General features: G+C 49.8%; 1 protein-coding gene. It reads left to right on the forward strand.

Annotated features, from left to right (window positions below; translation table 11 throughout):
* Positions 1-53: 53 nt before the first annotated feature.
* Positions 54-19562: a LamG-like jellyroll fold domain-containing protein gene (locus tag AK963_RS31820; protein ID WP_238593649.1), complete on the forward strand. Its 19509-nt coding sequence runs from the start codon at positions 54-56 to the stop codon at positions 19560-19562.
* Positions 19563-19895 lie beyond the last annotated feature (333 nt).

The raw sequence follows: 19895 nt of genomic DNA on the forward strand, positions 1-19895 counted from the left end.
CCGGCACCAATGATGTACCGACCATTACTGCGGCCACCGATGTCACCGGCGCGGTGACCGAGATTGTGGATGGCGGCACCGGTGAAAACACCACCACATTATCCGACAGTGGTTCCTTTGCCATTGCTGATGTGGACCTCACTGATGTCCAGACCGTCAGTGTCACCTCCGACACTACCGGGTACCTGGGCACCTTTACCCCGACGGTCAGCAACAACACCACCAGTGACGGCACCGGCCAGGTGGACTGGACCTTCACGGTGCCCGATGCCGATATTGATGACCTGGCCGCGGGTCAGGTACTGACCCAGACCTACACCATCACGGTCAACGATGGTAACGGCGGTACCGTGGATCAACAGGTGACGGTGACCATCACCGGCACCAATGATGTACCGACCATTACTGCGGCCACCGATGTCACCGGCGCGGTGACCGAGATTGTGGATGGCGGCACCGGTGAAAACACCACCACATTATCCGACAGTGGTTCCTTTGCCATTGCTGATGTGGACCTCACCGATGTGCAGACCGTCAGTGTCACCTCCGACACCAGCGGCTATCTCGGCACCTTTACCCCGACGGTCAGCAACAACACCACCAGTGACGGCACCGGCCAGGTGGACTGGACCTTCAGTGTCCCCGATGCCGATATTGATGACCTGGCGGAGGGTCAGGTGCGGACCCAGACCTACACGGTCACGGTTAACGATGGCAATGGTGGCACTGTAGATCAGCAGGTTACCGTAACCATAACTGGCACTAACGATACGCCCACCATCAATGTAATAGACAGTAATCAAATCACTATTGAATTTACATGGGGCGGAACAAGTGTAAATAGCCATGACATAGACAGTTTTACACTACCCAATGACTATATCTCTGGAAACACCATCTGGGTTCATAAGTCTGACGATATATATAGAAAGGCCGTAGAAGTAGAAGTCACAGATAATGGCAACGGTTCCATCGGTATCAAGGTTGTTTCAGCTGCTTATACCACATTAACGAATTGGAACAGTTTATCCGACGCTCAGAAAAGCACCTTCTTCGCTGATGGTCTGGGAACCACTAGTGAAGTTGCGCAAAGTGATGGTCAATCTGGATATGGTATTCAGAATGTATCTGTGAATGGAGGTAACAATGTTCCAGGCTATGTTGATAGCTCTATAGGTATCATGGTTAGCATTCCTCAAACTGGCTCAGTGACCGAGATTGTGGATGGCGGCACCGGTGAAAACACCACAACATTATCCGACAGTGGTTCCTTTGCCATTGCTGATGTTGATCTCACCGATGTCCAGACCGTCAGCGTCACCTCCGACACCACCGGGTACCTGGGCTCCTTTACCCCGACGGTCAGCAACAACACCACCAGTGACGGCACCGGCCAGGTGGACTGGACCTTCAGCGTCCCCGATGCCGACATTGATGACCTGGCGGCGGGCCAGGTACTGACCCAGACCTATACTGTCACGGTTAACGACGGTAACGGCGGCACCGTGGATCAGCAGGTCACCGTTACTATCACGGGTACCAATGATGCACCCGAGTCAGCAGATAAAACACTGACCATTAATGAAGATAGCCAGTATACTTTTGAGGCATCAGACTTCAGCTTCAGTGATGTAGATGATGGTGACAGCCTGCAATCCGTAAAAATAACCACCCTGCCTTCCGCTGGCAGCCTGGTGCTCAATAATATTGCCGTTACTCAAAACCAGATGATCACGGCAACTGATATCCCCAACCTGGTCTTCACTCCGGCTCCCGATGCCAATGGTGTCGGTTATAGCAGCCTGGGCTTTACCGTCAGTGATGGCATCCAGGAAAGTGCAGCTCAAAGCATTACCTTTGATGTTACCTCGATCAACGATGCTCCAACCGCTATCACTATTACCAACAATTTTATTGCTGAAAATGCAATGGGGGCTGTGATTGGCACACTGAATACGATTGATGTGGATGCCAGTACAGAATCTTTTGGTATTCATCACTACACAGTTAGTGACAACCGATTTGAAATAGTCAATGACCAGCTGAAGCTGAAAGACGGCCAGTTTCTTAACTTTGAAGCGGATGGCAGTACTCTGGAACTTACTGTTACAGCAACCGATGATAATAATTCAGGACTTTCTATCAGCCAGAGCTTTACTCTGAATGTGGGTAATTTGAATGAAGCTCCAGTTATCAATGCCCAGAGCTTTACGATTGATGAAAACACCGCTACCGATGGCAGCGTGATCGTCGGTCGGGTCATTGCTCTGGATGTAGATGCTGGCGATGCCCTGACCTATTCCATTCTTTCCGGTAATGAAGAAGGAAACTTCTCAATTGATGAAAGCACCGGTGATATCTCGGTGGTCAACGCCCTTAATCATGAGTCCATCGACGTTTATAATCTGACAATTCAGGTTCAGGACAGCCAGGGAGACTCTCAAAGTGCATCTGTTGCCATTAATGTGGCCAATATCAACGACTCACCAGAGCTGAATCAGGGGTTACAGAATCAATCTTCAGGTATTACCGCCAATATCGGCGGAGAATTTTCATACCAGATTCCAGCCAATGCTTTCAGAGATCAGGATCTGGGAGACACATTAACCTACAGTGTCTCCGGCATGCCTTCAGGTCTGGTATTTAACCCGGTGACCCGAACCATTGCCGGCACACCAAGCTCAACAGAAGTTGGTGACCATACCATCACTGTTACCGTTACGGATGATGCCGGCCTGAGTGCTTCTGACTCATTCACCATGAGAGTAGGTAATGCAAAAGTCCTGGAAGAGTCCATTGATAATGCCATCAATCTCGTCGCTGAAGCTGGTATTATCAGCTACACCATTACCTCACTGCCCAACCTGGGAACAGTAAAAAAAGCCGACGGAACGATAGTTACCCTCAATACCATCCTGACCAATATCGAACTGGAAGGTCTGCTCTATGACGCTCCAAAAGAGTATGACAATGTTTCTGATATTGGCCTGCTCTCCTATCAATACCAGGATGGTGTAACTCAGACCAAATCTGCCCGTATTGTGGTGGAAGCGGTCAACGACCTTCCGGAAATTACTGCCCCTGCAAGCAAAGATACATCAACACTGTCGCTCAACACCATCAATGGTGTTTATGTAGAAGATGATGATATCGGTTCCGATATCATGGAAATCTCATTGTCCGTCAATAGTGGCAAACTGTTCCTGGGGAACACCGAAGGGCTTGAGTTTATCAGTGGTGGTAATGGCGAATCGTCCATGACTATCAGAGGACGTCTTAGTCAGGGACCAGAGCCGCAGGAGAATTTGAGATTTACTTTCAGGGATGAAGATAATGTTGTTTTTGATCCTCGTACGGAAATTGGGGGTACTTTATCAGGCGCAACTCGCATAACCGATCCAGTTCAGGGGGGAGTAATAGAGTTCGATTCAACCAGTGATCGAATACTTCTCACAGAGTCTTATAACCTAGGAACAGAGTGGACAATAAGTACGCGCTTTAAAGATCTTCATCTCGGTAATGGATCTATAGGCGCTCTTGTTCGGAGTAATACTGGCAATAGAGACATACAAATTGAAGTATCAGACAGTGGCATTTTAGGAACTCGAGAGCGTGGGCCCAATACCTTCCATAGTTCAGGGTTCAATATGAGTTCTCTTGACTCCGAGTGGCACACGCTCACTGCTGTTGGGCAAAATGGTAAAACCTATTTCTATATTGATGGGCAGCATGTAGGTACCAGTAACTATCAGTCTCAGGAACCTATAGACTCCATTGGTAATGGCCCTGCAGACTTGTATCCTTTTGCTCATTACCTGGATGATTTCCGCCTTTATGATTCTGCAGTGGTTCCCCAGCTGAACCTTGATACCGCTATCGGTGCAGACCAGGATGACTTCCACCTGTTCTTCTCTGACCAGGCCAGCCCCAATATTGATACAGAACATGACATCGCTACCACATTCACAAGCGTTGATATTATCAATGATAGTGAGCAGGGTAGCGTAGCCGGTTTTGACAGCAACAGTGATGTCATTAACTTCGATCAACCCTTTGACCTGACAAATGAATGGACCATCTCTACCGACTTTAAAGGTCTGTTCTCCGGCAATGTCTGGAATACCTTAGCCCGTGGTGATACTGCAGGCCACCATATCATTATTCAACAGTCCACCGGTTTATTGGGCGTATATGCCGATGATGGTTCCGCATTCCACAGCTCTGGCTATGTCATTACTGGGATTGACAATAACAGCTGGCACAATCTGACCGCCGTGGGTAAAGGTGGAAAAACCTATTTCTACCTTGATAATGAACATGTTGGAACATCCGATTATCAGGTCACTACAAACATTCAGGCCATTGGCAACTATCAGTTGGGGTCACAACCGTTTGCCGAACATCTGGATAACTTTCGAGTATTCAATACCGCACTGGAGCCTGATCATATTAACCTCCAGGGTCCTGTTCAGAAGGCACTGGAAGGCTTGGCCTACACGCCGGACAGCGATGCCACGGGTGACACCCTGACCATTACCACCAGCAATCTGAACAATACGACAGGCGTCGATGGCACAAAAACGGATTCCCATACCGTCAGCCTGAACGTTACCCAGCTACCCTTCCCTATCGAAGAAGACTTTGCAAACTCACCAACTGACTGGAATGTCGAAGGCAACGCCCAACACCTCACATCGGTCACCGGCGCTACAGATGGGGGCTTATTGCAACTAACCGGTGTAGGGCTAAGTGAAACCGGCTTTACCGTCATGGATACTGCTTTTTCATCTTCCCTGGGCATACAGGTTGAGTTCGATTATTTCTCTGGTGGTGGTTCCGGTGCCAATGGCATGGTGTTTTTCCTGGTGGATGGCAGCCAGACGACGGTCACAGCCGGTGTCTCCGGTGGGGCATTGGGGTACCTACCTGGTGGTGGTAATAATGGCCTTTCCCAGGCATATATGGGCATTGGCTTTGATGAATACGGTAACTTTGCCGGCGATTCCACCAACCGTAAAGACAGTGTCGTTATCCGAGATGGCGGTAATGGCACCACAGGCTACGGCTACCTGTCGCACTCTCAGGTCAGCTCTTTTGGTGGAATAGATGATACCAGCACCAGCACCGATAGCAGCGGGGATGGTAACGGCTATGACTGGCGCAAGGTACGCTTAACGCTGGATTCCGAACAGAAGCTGACGCTTGAGATGAGCTGGGATAACGGCAGTACCTGGCAGACCATCTATAACCAGTATGACTATGCCGCAAATACTTCCCAGGCCGTACCTGACACATTCAAGCTGGGTTTTGGCGCAGCCACCGGTGGTGCCACCAACTACCATTGGGTGGATAATGTAGCAGTGAAAGTACCTGCGGATCTAAACGTCACCAACCCGGTAGAACCCACTAACGCCGCCATCGGTGATGAGGTCAGCTGGGAGTTTGCCATCGCAAATACCGGTGATAATCACGCCTTTGAAACCGGTATGACCTGGAGCGCACCGGCAGGTCTGGAAAACACCAGCTGGACCTACACCACCTCCAATGGCCAGACCGGTTCCGGCACTGGCAACATCGATACTCTGGTGGATCTGCTCAAAGGAGAAACCGCCACCTTTACCGTGACCGGAACGCTGACCACCGCTGCGGTTGCCAACCTGGGCCAGAGTTTCTCTGCCACTCTGGCCAACGCTTACTCTGGCGCATCTGGCAGCAGCACTTATAGCACCACCATTGATACCGACATCCTGCTGCTGAATATGGAACTCTCAACCGACACCATTGCCGAGATGACATACACCGGCGATGGGTCCGTTAAAGTGGCGGATATTAACGTTACGGCCGGCGACACAGTGGATACCCAGCTCACACTGTCCGGCGCCGATGCGGACAAATTCACTATTGTCGACAATAACGGTCAGCCTGAACTTCATGTTAACCAGAACATCACCCTGGATTTCGAAACCGAGAATCGCTACGACCTGACCATTACCCTGACGGACAATAACGGTAACAGTGCCCAGAATGTCAAACCGGTCACCATTAAAGTGGCGGATATCAATGAGCTGCCAACCGATATATTACTGCCCTTCAGCAATGCGGTGGATCTGCCAACGCCACAGGCATCCTGGGAGTTACGGGGCACCCTGAATGACGACGCAGGTTCCGTGAATGGCTCATTCAGTGGAGGTTCGCCGGCCTATGTTGATGGTCCCGGTGGCGCTGCTGACTCAGCACTGCAGTTCGACGGCAATGATGATCACTTTACTGCATCGCTAAACGTATCCGAGACCAGTTATACCGTCGCCCTCTGGTTTAAAACGGACTCTGCCAATGGCGGTATTTTTCAGGTTGACGGCGGTGGCGATGACCGCAACCTGTGGCTGGAAAACGGCCAGTTACGAGGACGTCTATGGTCGTCTGATGAAGTGATTACGTCTACAGACACCTTTAATGACGGTGAGTGGCACCAGGTTGTCCATACCTTTGGTGGCAGTGCAGGAGGACAGAAAATTTATGTTGATGGGGTAGAAGTTGCCTCTGGATCATCTGACGTATCCAATTTTACCAGCCAGACCTCAATCAGCCTTGGTTATACCTTATATCCTTCTGGCAGCGAGTACTTTGAAGGCGAAATAGCCAGCGTACAGGTTTATAATGCAGGGCTGACCGCCACGCAGGTCGCTTCTCTCTACCAGGGTGAAGCCCGTATTGATGAGTGGCAGGACGGTGCTGAAGTGGGACCGCTTTACATCATTGATCCCGATTCTCCAGAGGGTGCTTTTGGCACTCACAGTTTCACCATAAATGACAACCGGTTCACCGTTGAAAACGGCATTCTCAAACTGAAAACCGGGGAAACCATTGATGCTGATACGGAAAGCTCCATCAGTCTGGATATTACCGCTTCGGATAATGGCGGACTTTCCATCACCCGCAGCCTGACCATTGCGGTCAATGATCTGCCACCGGTGGCGCCAGAAATCAGCTCTGTTAGTTTAAATAATGACTTTCAGTCGGTCATTACCGGTACCGGCCAGCCCAATACCACCCTGAACTTCACCATTAACAGCATTAACTACAGTGCTACTGTAGCCAGTGATGGTACCTGGAGTTTCACTCCTCCCGTGACACTTAATCACGGTGACCCTCTGAATATCAGCGTCACTTCTACAGATGCGGGCAGTAATGTCAGCTCAGCAACCGTTTACAATGCTGCAGTAAGCCGGGGAGATGGTGACGATAATACCCTGACTGGTGGCAGTGATATCGACCTGATGGAAGGCGGTGCCGGCAGTGACCAGATCAGCGGTGGTGCTGGTGATGATATTATCCAGGGTAACCAGCTCAATACCGGTGGTCGTTATGATGAGCTGCTGGAAAACACGGAGTTTAATAACTTCACGACGGTAACCGATCATGGCAACTATCGTGACGTGATTCTCAATGATTGGAAAGCAGTGAATACGGCTTCGATCATCAATACTAATGAAACTGTCGATGCTACACTGCTGCCTCAAATTGAAGCAGAGTCTTGGAATGCAAATGCACTGCAAACCAATACGGATACTTCTCTAAAGCTTGAAATGGATGTTGCAGGGGATGTGGATGGCATCACCCAGAGTTTCAATACCGTTGATGGTGCAACCTATACAATCAGCATTGAAGCGGTTTCCCGTGATGCCTCTTCCACCCCGGATATGGAAGTCTGGTGGGATGGTGTTTATCTGGGCTTAATCACCCCAAGCAGTACTGAATGGCAAACATTTACCTTTACGGCAACGGGTGATGGTACTGAACAAAACATCATGGTCCGTGAAGTTCCGGGGCAAAATGATGGCTGGGGCCCTATTTTAAACAGCGTCAGCGTTCAGGGGTTATTACCGGATAACAGTGGTAATAGTGGGGAACTGCTCACCAATTTTAACTTTGCTACAAATACTTCAGGCTGGAGAGCACTCAATACGGGCAGCATTACCAACGGCCAATATACCTCCGGCGTTGACGTGGACTCCCTACCAACGGGTGCCTTTGAAAGCCCTGCTCACAGCACAACTTGGGTACCCTCATCGGATGATACAACGCCACAGCTTGAGCTCGATGGCAATAACACCGATGTCGATGCCATCTATCAGCAGGTTGATACCCTCAATGGTGAAACCTATACCCTGTCGTTTGAAGCCTATACCCGCCTGGCCAGTTCCGGTGATGTCGAAATCTGGTGGGGAGACCAGTATGTCCAGACCATCAATATCGGTACCAGCTGGGCAACCCATACCGTTAACCTCACCGGTGATGGCACCCGACAGACACTCATGATTCGGGAGGTATCTGGCCAGAACGATGGTCAGGGCACCATTCTCAATAATATCAGCCTGCAGGGTGTTCTGCCGGAAGTGGATACCCTGGAAGGTGGTGCCGGTAACGACACGATTACTGGCTCCAGCGGTAAAGATATCATTACCGGTGGTGCCGATAACGACACGATCACCACAGGGACCGGTCGGGATCGACTGGTCTGGCAGCCGGGTGACGAAGGCTCAGTCGGCGCTCCTGCCACTGACCGGATTACCGACTTTGCCGTCGGTGCCAGTGGCGATATCCTTGACCTTCACGCCTTCCTGACCGGTGAAGAGTCAACAGCTCTTGATCAGTTTATTCACTTCCGTCTGGATGGCTCAGATACCGTGATCGACGTCAGCAGGACAGCTGGAGGTGATGTTGTTCAGCATATCGTTCTGGAAAACGTTGACCTGACCACTCTGGGCAATAGCGATGCCGCCATTATCAGTCAATTACAGAGTAATGGTCAGCTGATCACCACTCATACCCTGGCTATTGATACGCCGATCATGGGTGATAACCAGATCAGTGCTGCAGAAGAGAATGCCGTGTTTGTCTCTGGCGTGGGTGAGCCCGGGGCTACGGTAGAAGTTACGATTAGGGCTGACTCGGTTCCTGCCCCTCAGGCAAGTTGGTCTTTGAATAGCAACCTTAACGGTGACAGTACGGTTACCTTTAATGGTGGATCTGCCAGCTATGTCGACGGTCCCAACCTTGGATCACAGGACAGCTCAAGACAGGCTCTCCATTTTGATGGCGTTGATGACAGCCTGACCGGTAACTTGAATGTTTCCGAGACCAGCTACGGTGTTTCACTCTGGTTCAAGACAACGGATGCCAATGGTGGTTTGTTCAGAATCTATGGCCCAAGTGGTGTTCACGACCGCAATGTTTATCTCGAAGGTGGGGTATTAAAGTCCTACATATACTCCCCCAATGAAACCATCGCCAGTACCGGAACGTTCAACGATGGTGAATGGCACCATATGGTTCACACTTATGGCGGATCTGTTGGTGGGCAAAAAGTTTATATTGATGGTGTCGAGGTTGCCTCTGGAACCAGTAGCTCTTCCGGCTTTAACTGGGAAACCGGCTTCCAGCTTGGTTATTCCTCCTTTACAGATATTGGTCACCTGAGCAGTGATATGGCAGGTCTGGAGATATTTGACCAGGCCCTGACCGCTGATGATGTTTCCGCTCTCTACAATACCGCTGTCGAAAGCATTAACGTTGATGTTGATGGCACCTGGAGTCTCTCTGGTGAAGTGCTGGATATCGATTCACTGCCCGATGGCCAGCTGGCAATCACCGCCACACAAACCGACAGCGCCAATACGGTCACCACCGCAACCCAGACCGTCACCTTCTCTGGAAATGCCCCTACTCTGTCAACGGCTGAAGTGGTTGCCAATACGCAGGATCTGGTCCTTACCTTCAGTGAAGATATGGACATCGACAGTATTCCGGCCCTGGCTGACTTTGCCGTATCCGTAGACAGCAGTAGTGTGAATGTGCTGAACGTCTCTTACCTGAACAGTACCCAGATTCGACTCAGTCTGGACAGTGCCATCAGCTTTGGCGCCAATGTTCAGGTCAGTTACACCCCCGGCAGCAATCCGGTGCAGGAGCAGGGTGGTATTAACCCATTCGCAGCAGTGACCAACTTCTCCGCTACTGTTACCCCTGATGGGGTCGCCCCGGTTCGTCAGGATATGACGGTGGACGGCGATCAGCTGATTGTTAACTACAACGAGAACCTTGACCCAGCCGACCTTCCTGACAGCAGTGCCTTTACCATCTCACTGGTCGGTGGCGGCAGCCGTACGGTTTCCAATGTCAGTATTACTGATAACCAGATGACCCTGACCCTCAACAGTCCGGTTGTCGATGCGGATATTGTGCGACTGTCTTACAGTGCTGCCAATGCAACCAACAATGGCGGTGCTGCAATTCAGGATGCCCAGGGAAACACCAGTAACGGCTTTGCCGACGCTCTGGTTGAAAACAATACCGATACCACCCCGCCAACCCTCAACAGTGCGGTGGTTGATGGCGAAACGATCACCCTCACCTACTCCGAAGATCTGAATGAAAATGCCGGTTTCTCAGGTGTCGAGTGGGGAGCCGGTAAAAATGGTGAGGGAACCGGGCTGGAGTTCAATGGCTTTGAAGGGACCGGTGAGATTGATGGGCTAACAACCGGTGGATCCATGACCATCGCAGGCTGGGTTCGTTTTGACAGCTTTGAAGAGAGCTGGTCAAGATTTGTCGATTTTGGGGATGGAGAGAATGATCACAATATTCTTATAGGTCATATTACGACAACCAACGGCCTGGGTTTTCATGTTCACGATAGTAACAACGTTCAACACGGCTTTAACATAGACAACTTTTTCACACTGGGTGAATGGGTACATGTCGCTGCAACCATTAACAGTTCAGGCCTATACACAATTTACAAGGATGGAGTGGAAGAAGGGACATTCCAAGGTGGTGTACCCGCAGAAAAAGTAAGAAATAATAACTATATAGGCAAAAGCAACTGGGATGTTGATGACCCTATGGATGGTGCTGTTGATGACCTTCTGATCGTTGACCGGGATTTGACGGCCTCCGAAATATCCGACCTGTATAACGCCAATGACTTCGCAAACTTTGCCTCAGGCCTGACTGGCGATACATACCACGCCTATGACTTTGAAGAAAACGGTGGCACTTCTGTCAGTGATCTGAACGCTAACAGTCAGCCCATGACATTGACCGGCGACTCTCTTGTTGAGGTTCAGGTCGGTGGTGTGACCCGCAATATCAACAGCACATCGGTCAGTGGTAACCAGGTCACCCTGGAGCTGGCCAGCCCGGTTACCGACGGTGAGTCCGTTACACTGAGTTATAAACCCACAACAACCGCTAACTTCCAGAGTACGCTCTCCGTTGATAGTGGCGGGACTGTCTCACTCAGTGGAGACACACTGACACTGACCTCTGTTTCGTCAAATAATGTGGTACTGATTAACACACTGAACAGTTCAATTAGAAGTGACGACCTTTACCTTGATTTCACCGTAACGCCAACCGATGACTTTAGTTCACGGAATGCGTTTATCGTGTTTGATTATCAGAGCGCCAACGATTACAAAGCCATTGGCAGCTATGACGGTGATGGAAATTCTGACTGGGTTATTGAGCACTGGGTCAATGGCAGCAAAACAGTACTGTTAGAAGACGCAGATGCTGACCCAGCTGGTTTCGACGTTGCCCGCCACACGGAAGTCACCATTGTTGATAATAAGGTCACACTGATCGTCGATGGTGATGAAAAAATCGCTCACCAGTTCAATGAAAACATCAGTGATGGTGAGCTGGGTGTAATGAATATTTCCGGCTCCCGCTCCATTTACACCATCAATAGAACCGAATGGGATATCGGTGATAACTCTACGAACCCGGACAGCATTGAGGATCTGAAAGGCCTTGATGCTGCCGCCTTTGACCATGGTGATGTCAACATCACCAATATTACCGATTCAGTTACACCCACCCTGGCTTCCGCAGAAGTTAATGGAAACACCCTGACATTGACGTTGAATGAAGCACTCAATACCAACGCAACCCTGAACCCGTCATTGTTCACCATCCTTGCCGAAGGAGAGAGTCAGACCATCAACAGCATCGCCATTGACGGGGAACAGGTCATTTTAACCCTGACTGAATCAGTCACTGACGGCCAGCAGGTCTCCATTGACTATACGCCCCCTTCAGCCAACAGTGATGTAAACAGTGACCGAATTGAAGACAGTGCGGGTAATGATGCCAGTACCATCTCTGGCTTCTCCGTCACCAACACCACAGATACCGCTGGTGAGCCTGAAGTTCTCAGGCTATTCAGTGACGATGCCAACCAGTGGTATCAGGATGGCAATACCATTACCGTTAAAGTGGAGTTCTCTGAGCGGGTTAATGTGACCGGAGAACCAACCCTCCAGCTTGAAACCGGCACCTTTGACCGTCTGGCCACCTACAGTGGCGGATCAGGAACAAATACTTTGTCGTTTACCTACACCATCGACAATCCTGATGAAACTGCTGACCTGGATGTATTATCAACCTCAGCACTGAACCTGAACGGTGGTGTTATTGCAGACCTGGTGGGCAATAATGCCAACCTCTCTCTCCCCGGCCTGAATTCGACAAACACTCTGGATGGCCAGAATGATATCCAGATTGACAGCATTGCTCCCAGCATTGGTATCACCAACATCAACGTCGTCAATGAGGCTGGCGTTCTGGCCCTTAGTGGCGCTAATTTTTACAGCCTGCTCTCTCCCGGAGAGGCTCTCGATACCAACCTGGCCAGCCGGCTGGACTGGAGTAAATTTTCCTGGCGAGTAGTGAACAGCAGTGGCAGTAATACCGATGTCAGCTTCACCGCATCGGATATTAATTCCGTACTTGCCGTCAGTGATGAGGAGCTATACATCAAGCTGGCCAGCAGTAAACTGGCCGAGCTGAGAGCAATTTCCGGTTTTGGTAATGCGGAAGGTCAGGACCTGATCCGTATTACCAGTGATGGTTTCTTCCAGGATGCCGCTGGCAACACCATGAGTGATGCCAATACTGCCGGGGTGGAAATTTTCGTACTGCCCCCCGATGGTATTGCACCCTCCATCACCGAGGTCACCAGTCCTGATCCAAATGGTGAATACCCCATCGGTTCCGTTTTGCGTATCCAGCTCACTTTTGATGAACCTGTAGAGGTGACCGGTGAGCCCAGCCTGTTAATGGGTACTGGCAATAATATTACACCGGCGGCCTACAGTTCCGGTTCAGGAACCCGTCAACTGACGTTTGAATATACCGTGCAGCCCGGTGACCAGGCCGATGACCTGGATGTATTCAGTGCCAATGCTCTACAGCTGAACGATGGTACCATCAAAGACACCTCAGGCAATAATGCCATCCTGCTGGTACCTGCCATGAGTACCCTGGTTGACTTCGATGCATCGGACCTTATGGGTAAAGCGGCCCTGGAAACCGCTGGCTGGAGTTTCTTTGATAATGATGAGATCAGGGAAAATGATATCCGCGAAACGACATTGACAGAAGTCGATACCCAGAGCTTTGCGGATAATATGAAATACCTCAGTCTGGATGGTGATACTACCACCGCTGAAGCCTTTCTGATTCAGGACTATTTAAGCGATGGTGCCTGGGATCTCCCCAACATGTACTACACGTTCTCATCAGCGGAGATGGAGGCCTTTAAAGAGTCAGGCTTCCAGATCAATATGACACTGATGAAATCAGGCAGCATGAATGTCTCCCTGGGCGATCCATCATCAGCCAGCACCAATAACCACTTTGGTTTTGAAGCAGGGATTCCCGATGATAACCAGTTCCATGATCTGGTCATTACGGGTCACATCAACGCCAGCAACTCTCTGGTGATTGACAGTTATACAGTCGATGGCAGTGCTGCTACTTACAACACCGTAACAGACAGTCGAAACAGTAATTTTGACGACTTTACTTTTTCTATGGGGGCCTCATCCTCAGCTGGTGTTGGGGTTGATAATGCCCTGTTGATACAGAGCATTTCGGTTAAGCAGACCGATACCAGTGCCCTTGCCCAGAATGCCGATCTGATGATTGATGGAAATGCGCCGGAAGTATCCATTACCGGGGTATCCCTCGCACCCGACGGGGTTGATGATCAGGTATTAACGCTCAATGGTAGTGGTTTCACCACCATGCTGGGTGATGATGAAAGCGCAGGTGTTTCACTGCAGGGTGACGATCTGGCCCGCTTTGACTGGAGCAAATTGCTGCTTAAACTCAGGCAACCCGATAACAGTATTGATAATGTCAGTCTCAGCCAGTCCGATATTGGCGCTGTAAGGGTTCATGGTGATCGACTGGAAATTGTACTCGACAGCGGGGTCAGCAAAATACTGGATAATAATGGCTTCAGTACCATCGGTGGTGACATGACACTGTCTTTTACCCCCGGCTTTATTGGTGATGAAACCGGTAACCGCTCAACCACCGATGCCCTGTCCGATGCCACTGTCAGTGTGACGACCAGTGGAGCCACTGTCGTCAATGTAACGGCCGACACAGCAGACGGCAGTTACCAGGCCGGTGATGAGATATTCATCCGCGTTCGCTTCAGCGAGAAAGTGACACTGGAAAATTACGATGCCATTAATGACCCGCTATTACTGCTGCTGAATGACCGGTTACCTGACGGTGGAAATCCCTATGGCGGTAATGCTGTCTACGTTTCAGGCAGCGGCTCCCGTGAGTTTGTTTTCCGCCATACGCTCACAGCCGGTGAAAATACCGATGACCTGAATTATCGCGATATTCGTTCGTTAGGCTTTGCCTCCGAGGTCATTCGTTCTGATGATGGCCTGGTTCCATTACTTACATCCAATAATGACCAGGGATATATCATTACAGCCAATGGAACGGCTGGCACAGGTTATGAAGCCTACAGGGCTTTTGATAGCACAGTAGTGAATGCAACCAATAACTCGGGATCCTGGGCTACCGCTGGCAGTAGTGGCTGGCTGCAGGCTCAACTACCAACTCCGACAGAAATCTGGAAGTATTCACTAACCAATATTGAAAGTCATAATACCCGCGCACCCTCCAGCTGGACTCTGGAAGCAAGTAATGATGGTGTCAACTTCGTTGTCCTGGATTCCCGCAGCAATGTGAATGATTGGCAAAACCGGGAAACAAAAGAATACTATCTGGATACAGAAGCAAGTTACCTCTACTACCGCATTAATATCACCGGTAACAATGGCGACTCATACACAGGGCTGGATGGCTTTCAACTGTTTGAAGGCAGCGGCACTGCAGCAACCCTGGTAAATGGAGCAGGCGAAAGCGCCAAGTTAGGTTATGACACCGATGGTTTAATTCCTATACTTGCATCTTCTTCTGAACAGAATATCACGGTCACTGCCAATGGGTATGTAACCAGTAATTTTGCACCATACATGGCATTTGATGCGTCTTTAGCTAACCTCTATAATCGTGGTTCCTGGGCGGTTTCAGGAACCACTGGCTGGCTTCAGGTAGAGATGGAAAGGCCTGTTCAGATCTGGCAATACTCTATCAAAGCGATAGAAAATCGGATCGGTCGTGAGCCAGAAAGCTGGACGCTTCAGGGCAGTAACGATGGTATTAACTTTGTTACCATTGATTCCGAAAGTACTGTTAATAACTGGACTAACCGGGAAAACAAGTTTTTTGAGGTGGATAACCCAGGGGAGTACCGGTTCTATCGTCTGAACATTACCGACAATAATGGAGATGTCTATACGGGACTGGACGGCTTCCAGCTTTATGAAGGAGGGCTACCAGACCTCATAAGTGAGCAGTCTCTTGCCGGTAACAGCCAGATTGTGGTCGATACCAGCGCCCCGGCAACCACCATAACCAGTGTCGCTTATGATGAAGATAACAACCAGTTACTGCTGCAGGGCGCTGACTTTGATCAGCTGTTGAACAGCAGTGAAAGTGCCACAGCGGATATCACAGCGAGGCTGGACTGGAGCAAACTGGTCATTGATATTGATAAAGACGACGGAGTTACCCAGAACGTAACACTGACCGCCAGCGATATTGTCTCTACCCGCCTGGCTGGAACCGACACACTAACCATTCAGTTTACCGATGCCAAGGCCGCTGAGCTGGAAGGAATCTTTGGCTACCAGGGGGCAGAGGATGGGATTGATATTCAGGCTGGCTTCCTGAGAGACCTGGCCGGTAATGAGGGCGCTGCAACCACCAGTGACCTGACCCTGGATTACAGTGATATTGCAGCGCCAACGGTTCTTCAGGTTCGCCTTGAAGAACCCGGTCGCTTTATACCGGGAGAAGAGGTTGTCATTCTGGTCCAGCTCAGTGAGCGTGTGAATATCAGCGGTATAGACACGGCCAATGCGGCAACTCTTCCGACCCTGGCCCTGAACAATGGCACCACTGCAACATACGACAGCGGTTCAGGTACCGATACCTTACGGTTTGTTTATACCGTTGGTACCGCCAACAGCGAAAACACCACAGCCCTTAACTACGCCTCCAATACCGCCTTGACCATACCTTCTGGTGTCATGGTCTTTGATGCCGTCGGGAACAGTCTGATCCCTACCCTGCCAGCCACCACCAGTAACGATGCACTGGCGCAAACCGGCACCGCCATCGTCGATGTCAATGTACCTGAAATTATCGGTATTGACAGTTTAACCGCTGATGGCCCCTACAATACGGGCAAAGTCATACAGATTGAAGTGTCCTTCAGTGAAGCGGTTGAAATAACAGGAACCCCAGCACTTCATCTCAACACGGGGGGACAGGCCTCTTACTCCAGCGGTTCCGGCACCGATAAACTGGTGTTCCGCTACACCGTCGGTGCAGGTGAAAACATTGCGGACCTTGATGTTCTGGCCGGCATGCCACTGGACCTTGAGAATGGTACCATCAGCGATCTGGCCGGTAATGACCTGCAGGATCATCTGCTGAACAACCTCAGTGCCCAATGGACATTTGACAGCGCTACTGGATCAACAGTGGCTGACGAATCCTATTCTGACAGCGTGGATGATCCAGCTACGTTGACCAACGGTGCCACACTGGTAGCCGGTGGAGTGACCGGCCAGGCGGTCAGTCTGGATGGGGTGAATGACTATGTCGCCATTGGCGACTCCTCCGAGATTAACCAATATACCGGAACAATCCCTGAAAGAACGATTACTCTGGCCTTTAAGCCCGATGCCACTAATACACTAACCAGCAGGCAGTTCCTCTATGATGAGGGCGGTGGTACCGATGGTTTCAATATCTATATTGAAAGTGGGAAGCTTTATCTTGGTGCCTGGAGTGAAGGTACTGGCTGGGATGGTCAGTGGCTTAATGTGGACATCAGTGGCATTGATAAGAGTCAGTGGCACAATGTATCGCTGGTACTAAATAGCACCGACGGCACACTGAAAGGCTATCTGGATGGTGAAGAGTTTGGCTCCACCACTGGGCAGGCGGTGAGTTCTCATGCTGAAACCTATTTGGGAAGCCAGCAAGGATCCTCAAAACTGCATAATAGCGGTACAACCGATTACTCCACAGAGGGTAATAACTTCCACGGTTTGATTGATGATGTCCGCATCTACAACGATGCCCGCCCGCCTGCGGCACTGGAGCTGGCCAGTCAGGCCAATATCGAGGTGGATACCGACCTCAGCTTTGATATTGTCAAATTCTTCCATCGCACCAACCAGTTCCTGTTCGATACCAGCACCGGCAACTGGGGGGTCGGAGCAGGCAATGATCTCTCCACGCTGTACGATGTTGACTGGACCAAGTTTGTCATCACCGGCACCGATGATTTTGGCAACCCAACCGAATACCGTTTCCAGGAAGAAGATGTACTCTTCTTCCGGCAGCATGAGAGCTCAGGACTCGCCGAGAGAACACAATTGCAATTAACGGATGATGGGTATGAGCGTTTCCTGAACTGGGATGGTCTGGCTTACTTTTACACCCGTGATACCTCTGCGACCGAACAAAGTCCTTTCGATGAAATGAACCTGAGAATTGAACCCGGCTGGTTTAAAGATAGAGCAGGTAATGAAACCAGCTTTTCTTATGATGGTTCTCTCTATTTTAATGCAACAGGCAGTAATACGAACGAATTCCCAACATTTGCAGATGCCCAGACCAAAATAAAATCCATCTCGGCAATCACCGCTGATGGGGTCTATAAAGAAGGCGACACAATTCTTATTTCTGTGCAATTTACACAGAAAGTGAAAGTAGATGGAACTCCTTCTCTCACCCTGAGTGGAGGCGCTACTGCCGATTTTGTTAAACAGGAGCCTGGAGTAACAGATACCCATACCAGCTCACGAATGATTTTTGAATATACCATCCAGGCGGGTGATAACATCAGTGCACTTGATGTACAGTCAATTAACCTGAATGGTGGACGAATCTATGGCGGTATAGGCCCGGATAACAGTGACACTGCACAAGGCGGCAGCGCCGACCTTAACTTCTCTAATTTACTCAGTACGCTGACTGATAACAGCCAGCTGGTAATCGATACCTCTATACCGACAACCACGATCATCTCGGTTGAGTACGACCCGGACAGTAATAACCTGTTGCTGACTGGAAGTAACTTCAATGACATCCTAAGCGGTAATGCCAGTGCTGATACGACAGAGCTGCGTTTAATGCTGGACTGGAGCAAACTAAGCTACAACGTCAATGGCTCCCTCCCGCTGGGCTTCAGTAAAGATGATGTGCTATCCGCCAAAGTGGTGGATAACAACCGCCTCAGAATTGAGCTTGCTGCGGCTAAAGCCGTGGATATTGAAAGTAATTCCGGCGGTGATTACAGCAATGATCAGGTGGATATTTCTGCTGGCTTTATCAACGACCTGGCTGGAAATACCGCCACCACCGATGCCCTTACCTCCGGAGCTGTAACACAGTCTGACCTGAAAGCCCCGGATCTCAACTCATCGCTGGCATCTGGCAATGATCTGGTACTGGACTTCTCTGAAATCATTTCCGGAACCCCAGCCAATAGTGAATTCTCCATCAAAATCAATGGTATTGACCGGGTAATCGTTGATGTCTCTACCAATAACGAAGAAGTCAATGTCATTTTCTCTGGAGACCCGGTGACAGGGACTGACCAACTGATGTTCAGCTACACCGGCAACAGCATTAGTGACAGTGCTGGCAACAATGTAGATACCATAAATGACCGGGTCGCAGGCTATAGCCATACCTCCGGCAATACCCTGAAACATTTGATCGGAGATTCAGGGGATGACTTTTTCATTATTAATCACGATGATGTTACAGCGGTCGGAGGCCGTGGTGCTGATACCTTTGACTTCAATATCAATGGTAACAGCCTGAATCCAGCCGATCTGATCATTTCTGATTTCAATACCAATGAAGGTGACCTGCTGCAACTGGATGATATTCTGATCGATGAAGGCAGCAGCCTGGACCAGCACTTCCACTTTGTTGCCAGTGGTAGCGATACCATTATGGAAATTCGCCCCGATGCTGGTGGTGATGTGACCAAACGAGTCACCTTTAAAGATGTCGACCTGTTTACACTGGGCAGCAGTGACAATGATATTCTCAATAACCTGATCAATAACAACAACCTGAACCTTGGTGAATAATCACTGCTGATCGAACTCTGGGGAAATGATGTTGTTTTTCAAACGCCTCCTCAGCGCTTTTCGTCATAGCTGCCCTTCCCTCAGCATCTGGAATCTGATCAATTACTTTATTCGATCTCCATGATCATATTGAATGCATGGAGGGCACTCTGTTTTCACACTATGGCCTGAACGGTAAAAAACCAGACTTCTTTCCACAGAATAGAACAAACCTTGACAGCAACTGTGAAAGATGAAATGTTGCTGTGTAATTTATTGCCAGATAAATGACCAGAAAGAAACGATTAGAACAACAAGCCTGCTAACCCAATAGTTGAGAGCCTTCTCAGACTT

Source organism: Endozoicomonas atrinae, from assembly GCF_001647025.1.
GTDB lineage: Bacteria > Pseudomonadota > Gammaproteobacteria > Pseudomonadales > Endozoicomonadaceae > Endozoicomonas > Endozoicomonas atrinae.